Source organism: Pedobacter sp. SG908 (genome assembly GCF_011759615.1).
Lineage (GTDB): Bacteria > Bacteroidota > Bacteroidia > Sphingobacteriales > Sphingobacteriaceae > Pedobacter > Pedobacter riviphilus.
In genome coordinates, this window is the sequence record NZ_JAAOYY010000003.1 from 849,597 (window position 1) to 868,000 (window position 18,404).

At 36.8% G+C, this 18,404-nt stretch carries 11 protein-coding genes; 7 read left to right on the plus strand and 4 right to left on the minus strand.

Going from position 1 to position 18,404, the window contains the following annotated elements:
• Positions 1–116: 116 nt before the first annotated feature.
• The 4 genes from FHT21_RS24235 to FHT21_RS24250 are packed head-to-tail and all read right to left on the minus strand — an operon-like array spanning position 117 to position 6,540.
• Complete coding sequence (locus tag FHT21_RS24235; protein ID WP_167297268.1) at positions 117–1,100, minus strand: DUF5007 domain-containing protein; 984 nt, start codon at positions 1,098–1,100, stop codon at positions 117–119.
• 17 nt (positions 1,101–1,117) lie between these two features.
• Positions 1,118–1,804, minus strand: a complete 687-nt coding sequence (locus FHT21_RS24240; protein WP_167297269.1) for a hypothetical protein — start codon at positions 1,802–1,804, stop codon at positions 1,118–1,120.
• 26 nt (positions 1,805–1,830) lie between these two features.
• Positions 1,831–3,348, minus strand: coding sequence for a RagB/SusD family nutrient uptake outer membrane protein (locus FHT21_RS24245; RefSeq protein ID WP_167297270.1), 1,518 nt, complete (start codon positions 3,346–3,348; stop codon positions 1,831–1,833).
• A gap of 12 nt (positions 3,349–3,360) precedes the next feature.
• Positions 3,361–6,540, minus strand: coding sequence for a SusC/RagA family TonB-linked outer membrane protein (locus FHT21_RS24250; protein WP_167297271.1), 3,180 nt, complete (start codon positions 6,538–6,540; stop codon positions 3,361–3,363).
• 461 nt (positions 6,541–7,001) lie between these two features.
• Between FHT21_RS24250 and FHT21_RS24255 the strand changes: the two genes are divergently transcribed.
• From FHT21_RS24255 to FHT21_RS24285, 7 genes are all read left to right on the plus strand, one after another.
• Positions 7,002–9,440 carry a TonB-dependent receptor gene (locus tag FHT21_RS24255; RefSeq protein ID WP_167297272.1) on the plus strand — a complete coding sequence of 813 codons (2,439 nt, stop codon included), beginning with the start codon at positions 7,002–7,004 and terminating at the stop codon, positions 9,438–9,440.
• 65 nt (positions 9,441–9,505) lie between these two features.
• Positions 9,506–10,234: a DUF4198 domain-containing protein gene (locus FHT21_RS24260; RefSeq protein WP_167297273.1), complete on the plus strand. Its 729-nt coding sequence runs from the start codon at positions 9,506–9,508 to the stop codon at positions 10,232–10,234.
• A 75-nt stretch (positions 10,235–10,309) separates the two neighbouring features.
• Positions 10,310–11,515, plus strand: a complete 1,206-nt coding sequence (locus tag FHT21_RS24265) for a PepSY-associated TM helix domain-containing protein (protein WP_167297274.1) — start codon at positions 10,310–10,312, stop codon at positions 11,513–11,515.
• A 23-nt stretch (positions 11,516–11,538) separates the two neighbouring features.
• Positions 11,539–12,477, plus strand: coding sequence for a DUF6607 family protein (locus tag FHT21_RS24270; RefSeq protein ID WP_167297275.1), 939 nt, complete (start codon positions 11,539–11,541; stop codon positions 12,475–12,477).
• A 389-nt stretch (positions 12,478–12,866) separates the two neighbouring features.
• Positions 12,867–14,006, plus strand: coding sequence for a M28 family peptidase (locus FHT21_RS24275; protein ID WP_167297276.1), 1,140 nt, complete (start codon positions 12,867–12,869; stop codon positions 14,004–14,006).
• 156 nt (positions 14,007–14,162) lie between these two features.
• A complete protein-coding gene (locus FHT21_RS24280) occupies positions 14,163–15,239 on the plus strand; it encodes a DUF5694 domain-containing protein (protein ID WP_167297277.1) in 1,077 nt (358 codons plus the stop codon).
• 283 nt (positions 15,240–15,522) lie between these two features.
• Positions 15,523–18,297 carry an outer membrane beta-barrel protein gene (locus tag FHT21_RS24285; RefSeq protein ID WP_167297278.1) on the plus strand — a complete coding sequence of 925 codons (2,775 nt, stop codon included), beginning with the start codon at positions 15,523–15,525 and terminating at the stop codon, positions 18,295–18,297.
• Positions 18,298–18,404 lie beyond the last annotated feature (107 nt).

Consider the following 18,404-nt stretch of genomic DNA (forward strand, 5'->3'; position numbering starts at 1 on the left):
AGAAGCTTTTGTGCTTGCCCTTTATAAAAAACGGCAATTTTCAATATGAAAATTGCCGTTTTTGCTTTGTATTAAAAAAAGAAAGTATCTTCCTGTTAAGGAGATGGCATTCTTTTCTATTTTTTAATTACATCAGGAAATTTCACCTGTATTACATAAGTACCTTCTAATTTGAGTCTCCAAGACCACCTTGGGTTTACAGAGAAACCTGGTGATGATGGAAAGCCATCTATTGATTTTATAAAGGTACTCGGTATTCTATAATACATTAAAAAACCCCAATCGGTAGTTGGTGTAACATATTTTGTTAAAGGAAAAGGTGCTAACTCAAAATCGCAGATCATAGCGGTGTCCGTTTGAATAACCGGGTTGAATTTAGCATAGTTTTCAAAAATTGGCCTATCTCCCCTTGCTATGATTTCTTTTGCTTTAGGATTAAAGACATTTCCATTTTTATCCACCATTTTCAGTATAGCTCTTGCACCTAAAGATGAAATTTTTGTACAGGTAATGATTGGGTTTTTCATTGGCGTTACTGCACCTGTAACATCATTAAAGCCGTTAGCTACATTATCTGTAATTTCAAACAAATCATCTATAGTGGGATCCACCACATTAATTGTTGCTAATTTAGGAAATAGCTTGGTACCAGTACCATTAGTCATTTCTACATCATATACATATCTTCCCAAGGGTAAGAAACCAGATGCTCTGTTAAAGGTAAGCTGTCCGCTCAATTCATTAAACTCCATTGGTTTCTTTTTAACCACCTCTCTTTTCTTATTCAAAAGCTCGAGGGTTACATCTGTTTCAGGATCAAAATTGGCACCTGTCTTAAAAACAGTAATTTCATATTCCTTCGAAAACTCTGCAGGCGCAGGAGAACCATCTTCTTTTCTCAAATTGAGTAATTTATAGGTAAAAGGCGGTGTAGAACCATCTGCATTAATTCTATCTGATTGAAAAAGAGGCAAGCCTCTTTTCACGTAAATATTATTGTCTTTATATCGAATGGAATCACTTAGAAAACCATTCTGTATTTTTTTACAGGCCACTGCACTTAACAAGAGTAATAAGCCTAAAATATATTTCATTTTCATAATTAATTGCGATTAAATTAATTGCCCAAAGACTGTGCATTAAAAAATAACCTGTGGTTTCCATTTAATACATGAACAATACCATTTGTGGTAATGATTCCTGACGTTTGGCAATCCACAGCCTTATCTTTTTGTGAATCAGGAATAGTACTTTGATCCGCCTCCTGATCATCGCGGGTTCCGATTACTTTAGTATACGTTACATAATCCACATAATTAACATACTGTGTATACTCGTAAGAACGTCTTAATTTGATCAAATATTGAACATTTGGAATAGCTCCGAGTAAACTATTATAAAGCTTACCGCTAACGGTCATCTGGTCTCTGTTGATCTTGCCCGCAAATAAATAGGTCTTTAATGAATCATTTAATTCCTGTGCCGGAATATCTTTGATACCGAAGTCAAAGTTTTCTGTTCCAAGCTGGATAGATTTCTGATATTTTTTGGCTTTCACATACGTAGCTATGCCATAATTTGTAGTTGCAAAAAGGGTTACATTACCATTTACCGCATCTTTTAAACCTGCCCTGTCTATCACTTTCACTAAGGAATCGAAATTGCGGTTAGACTTTAAGTAATCGTAAGTACTTAAGTTTACATTGGGGTCACTTGGGCCGCCATCCCTTTTATAATCATTTTTTTTACAAGCCGTTAGCGCCAGTAATATTAATGAAAGATATACTAATATATTATTTTTCATATTTTTAATCTCTTAATAAAAACAACTTATACTTTACCCAACCAATATGGTGTTTGTTTCAATAACGGATTGTTTCTAAACAATGCAGGGTCTACAGGCCAATAAAAACCTTCTCTTCTAAACCTGCTTTCTGTAAGCCAATCTACGATAAGACCGTATCTTCTGGTCCTAAGCAAATCATAGAATAAATGTCCTTCCAGATACATTTCTTTACCACGCTCATAAGCATATTCATCCATTACCTGATCTACGGAGCTTCCAGCAGGAATTAATACCGGATTTGGGTCATTTCTTTTTCTGAAATCATTGATAATACCAATAGCTGTTGCTGCATCCTTCTTATAAAGTGCAATTTCCGCCTTAAGTAGTTTCATATCGCCCAGTCTGAAAATGATAATGTTATTGCTTAGATAAGGGTCTAATTTTTGCCCAGGATTTCTGTACGTTACATTACTGTACTTTATACTCATTGGTTTATCTGGGTTAGCAAGGTCAAAGCCCTTTTTATAACGGATATCAGTAGTTGTTTCGAAATGATTATTAAGATACAGAAGCGTGGTATAAAAACGTGGATTGTTTCCATTACCTTTAATATAATTCTCATTTAAAAAATAAGAACCTATGGAACTATTAGAACCTTCCAATGTATTCTCGCTAATGTTAATTTCGAATATGCCTTCAGAAGAACGACCAATAAAAGTATTTTTATAATTAGCGGTATCTGTTAAAGCATAGCCTCCTTTGCTAATTAATGTATTTATGGTCGTATCGGCATTGTTCACATCAGTCAAATTAGGCGCATCAACTGAAACGTCAGACATGGTTGCTCTCCAAAGATACAAATGCGCTAAAAGGGCATACACTGAACCTTTATTTGCAGTAACCTTTGCGTCTCCGGTATTGGCATAATTCCAGCTTAATAGATTAATGGCTTTGTGACAATCATTTTCAACTAATTTCATTACCTCAGATTTCGAACTTCTAGGTAGTTGAGGCGCATTGATCGGATCATCGTAAGATTCTGTAACTAAAGGTACATCGCCCCATACCCTTACCATCATAAAGTAACTTAATGCACGAAGGAAATATGCCTGACCAATCGCTGAATTCCGGAATTGTGCAGGATCGTCTTCAGCAGACAATTGCGCATCGCTCATGGCATTAACTTTTTTCAAAATCAGATTAGACATGGCAATACTTTTATAATATAAAGTATAATTTGCCAGCGTATTAAGATTGTATTGAAAGGTAAAATCTCCACCCTGAATTCCTTCTAAACCATCCCCTGTATACTGGATCGTAAAATAGTTTTTGGCAATAGCATCACCATACATAAAATAACGATTGTTTTTATTAGTAATCGCACTACGCATCATGGCATAATTACCAGCGATGGCACTTCTTACATCCCTTGATGACTGCCAGAAGGTTTGTTCGTAAGGCGCGTCCTTAGGTTCCTCATATAATAATTTTTTACAGGAACTTACGGTAACCGCTGTAGCCACTACGATAAGTACACCGATTTTTGTGATTATATTTTTCATTTATTGACGATATTAAAATTGAACTTGTACACCTAAAGTATATTTTCTTGGAATAGGATATCCGGTTCCATTATACTCCCCATATCCGCTAACAGCTTCTGCATCTGGTAATTTTTTTGACTGCTGGAACATATATACGTTATCAGCAATAGCGTATAATTTCAGCTGACTTAAGCCTAATTTTCTTACGATTTTAGGGCTGAAATCATAACCAAGATTGATACTTTTGATCCTTGCATAGCCACCTTTTTCGAGGAAAAAGGATTGTGCAGCCGTATAATAATATCGATAGGATCCCAAATCGAGTTTTGCATATTCAGCCTGATCTCCAGGGTTTCTCCAGATGTTCAGGCGACTTAAATCCGGTGAAGAGACACTGGCAAAGTTATATACCGCATTAGCATCAGTTGAGTTCGTAAAACGATCTGAATCAAATAGATTTAATACGTCACGCTTTAGAGTGAATGTTACGAAAATCCCCAAAGAGAAATTTTTATAAGAAAAGTTATTGGTCCAACCACCGGTAAAACGTGGGTTAGGATCTCCAATTGGCGCTTTATCCGGATTGATACCATCATTAAAAATATCTATAAAATAATCTCCATCCAAATCTGCCAGATAAAAATCACCTGCACTAAATGTTCCGTTACTGTTTCTATATCTTTCTCCGGTATAAGGATTCTGGGGAATATCTGCTGAAGTAGAAAATACGCCTTTTGTACGATATAAATAGAAAGCATTTAGTGGACTACCTACAGAAAGCACGTGGTTTTTATCAAAACGATCTCCGCTCAAAATAATATCACGGCCACCATTCGGCAAACTCATGATCTGATTTTTATTATAAGAGATATTAAAAGAGCTATTCCACTTAAATTCCTTGCGGAAAGGATTTGCAGTTAAAGTCAACTCCATACCCGCATTACGAACCGCAAATGCATTGGTGAAAGCATTGTCATAGCCTGATGTAACCGGCAAATCAACATTAAAAAGTTTTTGTTTTACTTCTTTGTTATACACATCAAATGAAATGGCATATCTACCGTTATCAATTTCCATGTCGGTACCAATATTCCATTGGGTAGATTTCTCCCAGCTTAAATCCTTTTGTGCAACACCATTTACAAAATTAGGGGTAATTGCGGTTACACCATTATATGATGTTGCTCCGCCATTTCCACTAAAATAGCCATTGTTAACTTGGTAGGTATTATATTGCACATAAGCATTTCTTTTATCTTCGTTACCTGTCACGCCATAACTTCCTCTAATTTTAATCAGTGTAAAAGGGTTATTGGTTAAGTTTTTCATAAAGTTTTCTTCGGAAAGAAGCCATCCTGCAGAAATGGAAGGGAACACGCCATATTTATTATTTTCTCCAAAACCAGAAGAACCGTCCGTTCTCATCGTTCCTGATAAAAGGTACTTTCCATCATAATCATAATTAAAACGACCATAATAAGCTACCAATCCATGCGCGAGGTAATTTGAATAAGCATAAATATTCTGTTGCTTAAAACCAGTAACGGTCTGAATATTATCCGATGCACCACCATAACCAGATGCCTGGGTAGATTGAAACAGACTATACTCTATATCCTGACCCGCTACTGCACTAAAAGAATGTTTTTTAATAGAACCGTTATAAGCCAAATAATTCGATGTTCTTAAGCCCATATCTGTTGAGGAGAAACTGGAAGAGCTGTTGCCAAAACCATTATTTAACAAATTGCTCATACTTACATCCCTACGGTTATTGTTACTAGTATAGGAAGATTGTGAATTTAAGGTAAAGTGTTTATTAAATTCATAGGCCAGGTTGAGGTTGGCTCCAAATTGGTTCGACACATTCCTGTTTAAGTTTTCACCATCTTTACTGACGAAATAATCCAATTTTTCTGGAGATACATTTAATAATGAGGAAGGTAAATTCCCTGAACCAACTTTTGTAGGCTTAGATGGATCGTTTGGATCTTCGTTTCCTCTGCCCCTGCTAGCACTTGAATAAGAAAATATGGGGTTGATCATCAATTTTTTATTCATTGCCCTCGAGGTAAGATTTAAGCGCGTAGTATAACGTTTAAAGCCTGTTCCTTTTACAATACCATCTTCATCATAATACCCTCCACTGAAACGATAAGTTGTTCCATTATCAGTACCACCGCTTATGCTTAAATTATTATCATTGATTTTACCTGTCTGATAAAATAAATCCTGCCAATCGGTATGGCCATTAAAAGCTGGGTTTAAACTATCTGTAAGTATATAAGGCAATTGTACACGCTGATCATAACTTAGCTGTCTTTGAAGTACCTCCATTTTTTGCCTGCGCTCCGTAGTACCCATAGTTGCCTGCCTTAAGTTAGGTCGTTGCACCATACCATAATAAGAGTTAAAGCTTACTCTCGTATCACCGCCAACACCCTTTTTTGTTGTAATTAAAATTACACCATTGGCTGCTCTTGAACCATAAATGGCTGCTGCTGAAGCATCTTTTAACACATCAATAGATTCTATATCATTCGGATTAAGGCCGGCCATGTAGTTGGTGCCCGTACCAGTTCCTGGTGGAACATAATCGTCAGATGATTGCGGAACACCATCTACCACATAAAGCGGTGATCTGATCACATTAAACTGATCATAACTTGTGCTACCTGTAGAGTTACCCCTTACAGATACGGTAGGTGCCACACCTGGCTGGCCAGTAAAGTTTTGAACGTTTACTCCGGATAAACGACCTTGCAACAACTGATCAAAACTTGCCGCAGGTAAGTTAGCCAATTCTTTCCCTGAAATACTGGAAATCGCAGCTGTAGTTTTCTTTCTGGTAATTTTTTGATAACCGATAGTAACCACTTCATTTAGTGTATTATTATCTTCTTCCAAAGAAAAGTTTAATGTGCCGCTTGCCGAAACCGTTTTCTCTGCTGAACGATAGCCCACAATTCTAGCTACAATAATTACACCTTCTTTTTGAACTGTTAAGCTGAATTTTCCGTCGGCGTTTGTAGCGGTACCATTCTTAGTACCTTTTTCGATAATCGAAACCCCTGGTATGGGTTTGTTAGTTTCATCTACAACTGTTCCCTTAATGGTTTTCTGGGCAAAAGCCAGCCAGGGAATCAGTAAATAAAAGAATGTTGCCGTTAAAAATTTCACATAGGAATGTCTTGTAGAATTTTTTTCCATTGATGATTAGTTAGTTAGGTTTGATTTTAAACTAAAGTATCAACTTTTTTACCTGCCATTTAACTGCTTTTTAGCTAAATGAAACCATATTTTAACCGAAAAATTTAACATTATTTAACATTTGCCACTTCGACACCGAACTTTTAAAAGCCAGAACATGTCACTATTGCGCGCAAATGGCACTTTTAGTCCAAATAAGTCATATTTTGTATCATTTTTCGAACAGATCAAGCTCATTAATTAGCGAATAGATTTTTATAAGAAAAATCAGGAAAATCTAGTTATAGGAGCGGCTAAAACGTTAAACTAATCTTTTAGTACATTAGCAAATCTTAAATTAAAAATTTCGATAAATACGCATTATTTTAGTCTATTTAGAATAATTCAAAATAATTTGGATAATACAATTCTGTAACGTTATTTTGCAACTGTTTAGAATTAATCCAAATAAAAATACAATAATGTTTAAAACCAGACTTTTTATTTTAACAACACTCCTGTCTTTTATAGGTTTATTTTCCTTTGCCCAACAGTTTTCAATCATAAGCGGTACAGTAACCACCTCTGATGGTAAACCAGCCGCATACATTTCGGTAGGTTTGAAAGGAAAAGGCTTAGGAAATGTAACCAACGAAAAGGGTGTTTTCGAAATCCAAAGAATTAAACCAGGTGCTTATATCTTAAGGGTGTCAGCCGTTGGTATTCAAAATATAGAAAAACCAGTAGTTATTTCAGCTGGCGAAAACAAAACTGTGGATTTTGTAATCAACCAAAATTCAAATCAGCTCAACGAAGTAAATATTAACCAGGGTGTAAATAAATATATCGCTAAGAAAAGTGAATTTGTTTCGAAAATGCCACTTAACAACTTAGAAAATCCACAGGTATATACTACAATTACAAAAGAAACAATGGCAGACCAGTTGGTGTTTTCGGTTGATGATGCTGCCCGTAATGCTACTGGTGTTCAAAAAATGTGGGAAGCAACCTCTCGTGGAGGTGATGGTGGTGCTTATTACGCATCAAGAGGTTTTATTGTACAGGCTAAACTGAGAAACGGAATTGCCGGTAACGTAACTGGCCGTAACGATGCTGCAAACTTAGAAAATGTAGAGTTTATTAAAGGCCCATCTGCTACCTTGTTCGGTAGTACATTAACCTCCTATGGTGGCTTAATTAACCGCATAACCAAAAAACCTTTTGAAGGAATAGGAGGCGCTGTAAGCTTTTCGACGGGTAGCTACGATTTTAACCGGGTGAGTACCGATTTCAATTTTCCTGTTGATAAAGACAACCACATTTACGCCCGATTAAATACTTCTTACAATTACAAAGGTTCTTTCCAGCAGAATGTTTACGATAAAGGTTTCTTCATTGCCCCTAGCTTATCATATAAAGTAAACGATAAATTAGACTTTGTTTTCGATGCCGAAATTTCCAATGGAAATAGTACGCTAAAACCTTTCGTTTTCTTCTATTTCCCTGTAAAAGACCTTGGTTTTGATAGGGCTGATCAATCTGGAATAGCTTACGACAAATCATTTACCGGAGATGCTATGAAACAGAAATACAATAGCTCAAATTTCTTCGGACAGGCTAATTACAAGTTTAACGATAATTGGTCATCACATACCAGCTTTTCAAGCAACTATAGTTTCTCTAACGGCCGTGGTACTTATTTGTTCTTAGTTCCAAACAACTATCCTCCATTGGGTAATCCAACGGCTGCACCAGGTGCCGATTTGATATCAAGAGCAGATCAATCAACCGATAATAGTAAAATCTTTACCTACGAAATACAACAAAATTTTAACGGGGCATTTAATTTAGGCTCAATTAAGAACAGAATGGTTTTAGGATTAGATTATTTACGCCAGAACTCAGATCAACTGTTTTATTCGATCGATACTTTTGATCTGACCAAAAAAGACGGAACCGGTGCCAACTACAATAATTTTACCGAAGCCAATTTAGCGGCATTTTATGCAGCACTTCCTAGTGTTCCTAAATATCCATATAACTTCAAAACCAATACATACAGTGCTTATGTTTCTGATATAATTAATTTAACAGACAGATTAATTGCCTTAGCCGCTTTAAGAGTAGACAGGTTTGATAACAAAGGCAATTCTGATCGTGCAGGTTCAGCTCCAAAAGGTGCTTACAAACAAACTGTTTTCTCACCAAAATTCGGCTTGGTATTTCAGCCAATTAAAGATCAGCTATCGTTATTTGCCAACTACCAGAATGGCTTTAATAACATTAATGGTATAGATTATAAAGGTGATCCTTTTAAAGCAGAACAGGCGAACCAAATTGAGGGTGGTGTTAAAACCAACATCCTTAACGGCAAGCTAACAGGATCTATATCATATTACTACATTAAGGTTAAGGATATTGTTAGGGGTTATAATCAAGATGCGAGCAATCCTAATGCACGAATCCAGGATGGTAATAAAATTAGCAAGGGTATCGAAGCCGAAATCGTGGCCAATCCTGCTAAAGGTTTAAATATCATTGCAGGTTTCGCTTATAACGATAACCGCATGGTAAATGCTTCGCCTGATGTAGAAGGAAGAAGAGATGCCTATTCAGCAGCACCCTACTCTGCAAACTTATGGATCAGCTATAAATTTATTAATGGTTCACTTAAAGGTTTTGGTTTAGGTGCAGGTGGTAATTATGCCAGCGACAATAAAATTGTAAATAGTGTTAGCCAAGGGGTATTTATATTACCTGCTTATGAGGTTTTCAATGCCTCCATATTTTACGATCATTCAAGATTCAGGATTGGAGTAAAAGCTGACAACTTTACCAATCAAAAATACTGGACAGGTTATAGCACCATGAACCCTCAGGACCTGAGAACCTATACTGGAAGTGTTACTTATAAATTTTAATTAAATCAATCAGGAGAAGCTGGATCAGATCAGTCTCTCCTGGTTTTAAAACTCAACCCAGAAACATGAAAACTAAAATTTCATTACTATTTTTCTTTCTAGTCTTTAGCATTTCGAGTGTATTTGCTCATGCTTTATGGATAGAAACAGCCTCAACAGGCAAAAAAGGACAAGCACAGGAAGTAAAAGTTTTCTTCGGCGAATACGAAAGCAACGAACCCGACTCTGCTGCCAAGTGGTTTAGCAACTTAAAGGATTTTAAATTGATCTTAACTGCTCCAAATGGTACAACAAAGGTTTTAACAAGTACACCAGACATAAATTTCTTTAAAGCTAATTTTACACCAGATGAGGGAGGTTTTTACAGATTATCTATTGTTCATGAGGTTGCAGCAATTTACGAGCACGCAAAAATCGAATATTATACGTATGCTAATGTTTTTGTAACCGATGGTGAGGTTATTGGAGATGGACCAAAATATTCGCCACCATTCCCGTCAAATGCTTTATTTACGGTGCATTTAGATTCGGCACCTGAGTTCGGCAAATTGGCTTCGCCAGAATTTGTATTTCATAAATCAGCATTTGCAAATCAAAGCGTAAGTATTATCGATCCCGGCCGAAAAAAACAGGAGCTTAAAACAGATGAATCAGGGAAATGTAACTTTAAGGCCGAAAAAAATGGCAGATATTTTATAGAAGCTTTTAAAGAAGATAAAACACCGGGAAAATTAAACGGAAAAAACTACGATAAAGTTTGGCATTTAGTAACCTACACTACTGAAGTTAAATAATCGAAAATTTTATAAAATTTAAAGCCAATTAGCTCTTTTAAGGCTAATTGGTTCTTTTATTCATACAGCTTGCTAATGGCACCAACAAAACCATCAATAAAATCAAAAAATAAAAAATCGCGCCTGCGACGGATCAGTGACTGGCTGCATCTATGGCTCGGCATCGCATCAGGGTTAATCGTATTTATGTTGGGCATTACAGGATGCATTTATGTTTTTCAAAAAGAAATTACCCAGTTCATTCACCGTAAGGAGATTTTTATCGAAGTTCCATCAAACCCTAAAACCCTACCATTAAGCGTATTACAAGCCAATGCAGAAAAAGCACTGGGAAATAAAAAGAAAATCAATTTTATATCTGCTTATAACGCACCGGAAAGGGCATGGGAACTTGGTGTTTTTAAACCGGGCAACCCAAAAGCATTCTGGTATTTCGATTCTATAGATTATTATGATGTTGTGCTGATTAATCCTTATACGGGAAAAGTAACTTTGGTTGCCGATTATAAATATGAGTTTTTTGGTGTAGTTAAAATGATCCATTGGAGTTTACTGATCAATCACCCTATTGGTCAACAGATTATCGGATGGTCTACCTTCATTTTTGTGTTCCTGCTCATTTCGGGCATGGTGATGTGGTGGCCTAAAAACCTCAAAAAATCGAACTTCGATAAGAGTTTTAAAGTAAAATGGAAGGCCAAATTTAAACGCATTAATTACGACTTGCACAATGTACTGGGCTTTTATGCAATGTTAATCTGCTTAATGTTGGCTTTAACGGGCTTAGTTTGGGCATTCCAATGGTTCCAGACAACAGTTTATGTAGTGTCGTCGGGAACCACCAAACGCCCAAAAATGGTAGAAGTTAAATCAGATTCAACCAAAACCATTGCTTCAATTCCTTTTGATATTGCTTTTGAGCAAGCAAAAAAAATATTTAAAAATGAAGATCGCATTGCCATGTCGCCCGCGGGAGGCGGTACAGCAACCATTTATGCCACGGGATACCGAGGCAAAGAAACGTTTTGGAATTACGACGTACTTCAGTTCGATCAGTATTCGGGCAAGTTATTACATCGCACAAACCACTCAGAAAAAAATGGTGGTGAAACTGTAATTGGCATGAACTACGATATCCATGTGGGCGCCATTTTAGGATTAACCGGAAAAATTATGGCTTTTTTTGCCAGTTTAATTGCAGCAAGCTTACCCATGACCGGATTTATTATCTGGTGGGGAAAGAGAAAAAAGAAAAAAAAATCCGCGGTGGCGGAAAACTAAGCACCCTCTAATTGATCATAAAAATGAAATTTTTAAACCTAATTTTAGTGTTAACCGGTATGATTACCCTTAATGCTGATGCACAAACAAAAGTTGATTCGCCGGAAGAAAAACTGGAAAAGGATAGAAAGGCAATAAAATCTTTAGCTGGTTTTTATGAAGTTAATTTTAACTACGGGGAAGTTACCGCTCCAGATCCAAACTACAAATTCAGTAAACCTTATGAAAGCCATGGTAACGAATGGGCAGAGATTATTGTAGATGAACCTAAAAGAATTGTAATTCAACACATGCTGGCCATTAACGATACAACGGTTATTAAACACTGGCGTCAAGACTGGACTTATGAAGATACCGACATGATGCTTTACACCGAAGGGAATGCATGGAAAAAAGGTAATTTAACACCAGCCGATGTAAAAGGAAAATGGACGCAAAAAGTTTATCAGGTTGACGATAGTCCACGTTATCAAGGTTACGGAACCTGGAGCCACGTTGGTGGTCACGATTCTTGGTCGAGCGAAACCGACTCGCCATTGCCAAGAAGGGAATCTACTGTGCGTAAAGATTACAATGTATTAAACCGTGGCAGCAGAATTACCATTACTAAAAATGGTTGGATGTTTGAGCAAGACAATAAAAAAATTGTGCGTTCTGCTAGTGGCGATAAACTTTTAGCTGTTGAAAAAGGTTATGAAGAATTTACGAAAATAGATCCTAAAACTTTTGCATATGCGCAAAAATGGTGGGCCAGCCAGCATACCTATTGGGCAGATGTACGTGGCATTTGGGCTGATATTATTGGTTCGCAAAACACATTCAAAGTACAAACTATGGCAAATGGCAAATTGCTTTACGAAACACTTTTTAACCTGGGCGATCAATCTATTAAAGAAAAATGGACGGCAAGCCAGAATAAAGAAAAAATTAAAACTGCTTTACAGCCTTATCTGGTAAAGTAAAACAATTGTTTTTATAGTGAATGGTTGATGGTTAATCGCGGTAGCTTGTTAACTGTCAACCATTTTTATGTTAAACGATGCCGTATCACTTGAGTGTGTAGATAATATTATTATGAAATCAAAGTCTGGCGCACTTCGGCTGCTAAAGTCCTGCTATCGCTGCAAGTCCTCACTCGTGCCTCGTTCCGGGCTTTACGCTTTATCAGGTTTATTTAACTTGGGTCTGTAGTTCTTTGGATTAAAGACCAAACATAATGTTAGTCGAGATTTGCAATTTCGGCTTGATGAATTGTGGATTTGTAATCCACCTAAGAGATTAAAAATCCTTAACTCCAATATCGGGATTACAAATCCCGACCAACAACTACATTATTTTACTAAATTTCGGGATGAAAAAATTTGGCTTCATCATCTTTTTATTTTTGGCTGTTAGCAGTTTCGCTCAGGATTCTACTTATACCAGAAATATAATAAATACCCTTACCTCTAAAGAATTTTGGGGCAGAGGTTATACCAAAGATGGGATGAAAAAATCTGCAGCTTACCTGGCAACTGCCTATCAAAAAATTGGTTTGTTACCAATGGGTACTGCATATAAACAGGCTTTTAACTTCCCTGTAAATACTTTTCCAGGAAAAATGCGGGTAGCCATTAATGGCCAAAAACTCATTCCCGGTAAAGATTTCATAGTGAACAATGAAAGTCCAGGTATTAAACAAACGGCAGGTTTAACACCAATTGATAGCCTTAACTATCACGCTTCATCATCGTTACAAGTTTTATTAAAAGATAAATTAACCTGGTCTGTAGCTACTGACGTTGGAGATGTAACCACCATTCAGCTCAATAAAAAGAGCTTTCGCGCAATACCGAAAGAAATCAGCGTTGATATCGAAAACAAATTTATCCCCGATTTCCAGGCTGCCAATATTTGCGGCCTGGTTAAAGGAACTAAATATCCTGATTCACTTTTAGTCATTACCGCGCATTACGATCATTTAGGCGGTATGGGTGCTGACACCTATTTCCCTGGTGCAAACGACAACGCAGCTGGTGTAGCCACTTTATTAAGTCTTGCCAAATATTATGCTGCCAATCCCCAGCCCTACTCCATTGGCTTTATCTGTTTTGCTGGCGAAGAAGCCGGATTATTGGGATCGAGATTTTTTGTAGAAAACCCTTTAATTCCCTTAAGTAAAATAAAATTTCTAATCAATTTAGATTTAGTTGGCACGGGCGAAGCCGGGATGACGGTTGTTAATGCATCTGTTTACCCTAAAGCATTTGCTTTGCTCAACGAAATCAACAACCAAAATCATTATATCTCGAAAATAAACTCCAGAGGTAAAGCAGCCAACAGCGATCACTATTTCTTTACCGAAAAAGGTGTTCCGGCGTTCTTCATTTATACCCAAGGAGGCCCATCTGCCTATCATGATATATTCGATAAACCTGAAACATTACCACTTACCGAGTATAAAGACCTGTTTAAATTGATCGTCGGATTTAACCAAAAACTGATGGAATAAGTTCATTTCTATGACGAAAGCCTTAAATCACGATGCAAACCGTTAATTCTCAATTTCTCCGATTGGGATAATATAATAAGGCGTTGGGATAATTAAATATAGCAGCCAATTGTGTATGCTCATCTTTGAATCACCAAAACGAAAACAAGATTCATTATGAAAGCTGTACAAAAACTTAGTCTCGCATTATTAATGTTAATGGTATTTGCCATTAAATCTAATGCCCAGAACCAAATCGAAATTGTTATAGTAGGCTCTGCCCACAACAATTCTAAATCGACACAAAACTTCCAGGCGATCATTGATAAACTTAAAAACTTTAAGCCCGATATGGTTTTTGGCGAATACCTGCCCCAGGGCGATTACGCTAAACTAGAAGAAAGCAACTGGGCAAAAGAATTGTTCAAAAAAGAACGCGATTATCTGGAAAAATTAAATCCTGAATCACCTAAAAATATTGATGCACAAATTAAAAAAGATCAAAAAGCGCTCGCAAAATTCGCCTATTACCATAAAACGAGGATGAATTTAGCCGTTAATTATGCAAAAAACTGGGATAGAGGAAATGCTGATTACCAAATTTTTGTACTTGAAAATTATATGAAACAGAGCTTCGGCAAAGAAGAACAAGTAATCTACACTAAGATGTTCGGTGGTATAGATTCGTTAAAAAAGATAGGTTTTTATAGGCCAGGAAGCGAATATGTTAAAATCTATTTTCCATTGATTTATCAGTTAAAACAAGATCGAATTTACAACATGGATTGCCAAACCTATGATAAACCATGGAGCATAGCCTGGGCAAAAACAGATTCTTTATACAAAATTTTAATCAACAAAGCGAAAGCCGATAGCACCTCGCAGGAAGCAGCTACCGTTAAAGCCATAGAAAAATATTGGGCTTACAATGAAGATGAAGCGAAGGTTTTCAATGCCGATCCTTATGCTGGTATGAATACCGTAAAATATGGCGTTCTAGATGAAGCCTGGAACTTTTATGGCGGCCCTCATTTTTATGGTTATGCGGGTTTCCCTACTGAAACGGTAAAAGAAATGATTGCACAGTGGACCTTAAGAAACGAAGGCATGTGTAAAAACATCGTCGAGCAGGCAAAGGCGAAAAAAGCAAAAAGGGTTGTGGTTGGTGTTGGTGCGTCACACCGCAAATGGATGGAAGAAATTTTAGCCAAAAACCCAGCAGTTAAAATCATCAATTATAACGACTTGCACTAAACTAATGATATGCGCTTTCTCAGCCCCATTGCATAAGCTTGGGGCTTTTTCATTTTAGCCCTATGTAATTTTTTCGTTTAGTATTTGCAAAAACACCTTAAGGCGATTACTTTTACCTAAAAGATTAGTTGTTTTCGGCTAGGTGCAACGTTTAATCAGCTTGTACGTCTATTAAAGAACTAAGCCAGTTTTTTAGTCTGTCACATTTTTTATATCGTTCGTCACATTTATCTATACTATAAAAACAGAGCACCTAATTTTAGTTTGCTTATTTAAAATATACATGAAGAAACTCTTACTTTCAATCGGCCTTAGCTTAGCTATTTTTAATTTATTTGCACAAAAAAACGGGAGCATTACCGGAATTTTAGCCGATAGTGCCAATCACAAAACCACTTTAAATTATTCAACAGTTTCAGTATACAAAGTTGGCGATAGTATATTAAGCAGTTATAAATTATCGGATGACAAAGGCGTTTTTAAAATCGGTGGTTTAACCATAGGCATAAAATACCGCTTGGTGGTAACCGCATGGCAATATGGAACATACCGAAAAGAGGTAGAACTAACGGCAGCCAACCCTACATTAAATTTGGGCACTCTTTATCTTTCTGTTAAGGCAAATGACCTAAGTGAAGTTGTAATTTCAGGAGAAAGACCACCCGTAATTGTACGGAAAGATACCATCGAATTTAATGCTGAATCTTTTAAAACCTTACCATCAGCAGTAGTAGAAGATCTGCTAAAAAAACTTCCGGGCGTTGCCATTGCAGCCGATGGTTCTATACAGGTTAATGGAAAAACAGTTAGTAAAATTTTAGTAGACGGAAAGGAGTTTTTTGGTGGTGATCAGCAGATTGCGACTAAAAACCTGCCGGCTAATATTATAGACAAGGTGCAGGTGGTTGATGATAAACAGGCCAAAAGGCGTGATCCGGATTTAACGGCAGCAGAAATACCCCAAATTATCAATTTAAAACTAAAAAAAGCGATTAAAAAAGGAGCTTTTGGTAAATTATATGCTGGCGGAGGTTTAAAAGACCTCTATCAGGCAGGTGGATTAATGAACTTCTTTAGAGACACCACACAGGTAAGTATATTAGCTTACGGCAACAATATCAACCAGCCAGGCTTTAACCCCAATGATGTGCAACGTATAGGTGGCTTTAACAGAAGCGGTGTAAACTCTATGATGATGACCTCCGGAGGTTATTTCGAGTTCAATGGCATTAGTTTTGGAGGAAGTTATAATGGTGTTCAGACTTCATCCGGAGGCGGTTTTAATTTTAACACTTTAACCAAAAAAGGAATCAAAATTAATACCCAATATTTCTTTGGCCGATCTGATAATCTTCTGGAGAAACTCACCAACACCAACCAAACACTGGGTACCGACAGGCTGATTACCAACGCCAATGAAAACACCAATTCCCTTATTCTAAAACACAATATCGGTGGAAAATTAGATTGGCAAATCGATTCCTTAACGCAACTGACCATCGAACCGGCAATCGTGCTCAGCTCCAACAATTCAGTAAGCAAAGTTTCTTCAAGCAATAATAATGCGAATAATCAGCTCATCAACACACTCGAAAGTTTGAATGACCTGAATACTTCGAGCAACCAATATCAGTTAAGAGCCGATTTTAGTAAAGATTTTAAAAAGGCAGGAAGATCTTTTAATATTGGCACCGATATTTCTGTAACCCCGAATCCTGTTATCAATTACAACAGGAGCACCAGTGTTTTTTATATCACACCATCTACTTCAGAGATCGATCAGTTAAGGAACAATACCATTGATAACTTTAGGTCTTACCTCTATAGCAACTATACCGAACCAATCAGCAAAAAACTGAATTTTAAAGCAGATATAAGCGGCAACCTCATCAATAACGAAAACGCATTAAGCACTTTTTACCGCAATCCGGCTAACCAGCTATACGATATTGTAATTCCGAATTTGTCGCAAACAGTTAAACAGGCTGGCTTCAAAACCAACACAAATATCAGCCTTGGGTACAAAGTAACAAAAGATCTCTACCTTCAACCAGGATTGGTGCACAACTACATTTCGTTAAACAACCGCTTTACCAATAGCGCTAGCATCGATCAGCGTTATAACTTCGTATGGCCAACATTTCAATTGAAGTACAAAATATTCCGTTTTAACTATTCTGCCAGATTTACAGAGCCTAATGTAAGTTATCTTCAGCCAGTAGCCGACAATACCAATGCATTTTACATCAGAAATGGAAACCCAAATCTACTGCCCGCCCGAATGCAGAGTTTAAGCATGAATATGTACAAATATGACCCTAAAAGCCTGATCAATTACAACTTATATGGTTACGGTAATTTCACAAAAAATGGCATTGTTAATTCAATTACCATAAAAGACGGCGTACAAACGGTTAATCCTGTTAACAAAAGCGGTATATATAATTTTAGTGGCGGGGCCAATATTTCGAAAGATTTCAAAAAAGATAAAACAAGTTTAAAAGTGGGTTTAGGTTTCTGGGCCAATTTTGATCATAGTCCTGTTATTGTGAACAACATTGAGAGTAATGCTAATGTATTTTATGTAGGACCAAATGGAAGTGTGAGGTTAAACCTGAACGATAAGGTTGAGATTAACCAGTCGTATTCGGTAAACCTAAACAGAAGTAGATACGATGATAGTTTTTACACCAATATCAGCTACAATACCCACAGAAGTACATCTGAACTGATTATCCGTTATCCTAAAAAACTGGTTTTCGAAACCAGCTATTCTTTAACCATTAATGACCAAAAAATTGCGGGATATAACAACAATATCAAATTCTGGAATGCCGCCCTTACATACCTATTCATGAAAAACGACAGGGCGCAATTAAAGTTCTCTGTTAATGATATTTTGCAGAGTAATGTACGTAGGAACATCGAGATTACGGGTAACCGCGTTATTGATACACAGAGTAATAACCTCGGTAGATATGGTATGCTTACCCTTACTTATAATATCCAAAACTTTGGACAAAAAGTTGGCGGCCGACAAACGTTTTTTAATTTTTAAAGTGCGCTGTCGTCCTGAACGTTAAACTCCAAGGCCTGTGTCTCCGCAGGCCTCTGCAAAAATTCTTCTTTTCAAACTTTTTATAAGGGTCTGTGGAGACACAGACC

Coding starts and splice junctions, on each gene's coding strand:
- FHT21_RS24235 (WP_167297268.1), bottom strand. CDS start 1,100: ATGAAAATGAAATATATTTTAGGCTTATTACTCTTGTTAAGTGCAGTG.
- FHT21_RS24240 (WP_167297269.1), bottom strand. CDS start 1,804: ATGAAAAATAATATATTAGTATATCTTTCATTAATATTACTGGCGCTA.
- FHT21_RS24245 (WP_167297270.1), bottom strand. CDS start 3,348: ATGAAAAATATAATCACAAAAATCGGTGTACTTATCGTAGTGGCTACA.
- FHT21_RS24250 (WP_167297271.1), bottom strand. CDS start 6,540: ATGGAAAAAAATTCTACAAGACATTCCTATGTGAAATTTTTAACGGCA.
- FHT21_RS24255 (WP_167297272.1), top strand. CDS start 7,002: ATGTTTAAAACCAGACTTTTTATTTTAACAACACTCCTGTCTTTTATA.
- FHT21_RS24260 (WP_167297273.1), top strand. CDS start 9,506: ATGAAAACTAAAATTTCATTACTATTTTTCTTTCTAGTCTTTAGCATT.
- FHT21_RS24265 (WP_167297274.1), top strand. CDS start 10,310: ATGGCACCAACAAAACCATCAATAAAATCAAAAAATAAAAAATCGCGC.
- FHT21_RS24270 (WP_167297275.1), top strand. CDS start 11,539: ATGAAATTTTTAAACCTAATTTTAGTGTTAACCGGTATGATTACCCTT.
- FHT21_RS24275 (WP_167297276.1), top strand. CDS start 12,867: ATGAAAAAATTTGGCTTCATCATCTTTTTATTTTTGGCTGTTAGCAGT.
- FHT21_RS24280 (WP_167297277.1), top strand. CDS start 14,163: ATGAAAGCTGTACAAAAACTTAGTCTCGCATTATTAATGTTAATGGTA.
- FHT21_RS24285 (WP_167297278.1), top strand. CDS start 15,523: ATGAAGAAACTCTTACTTTCAATCGGCCTTAGCTTAGCTATTTTTAAT.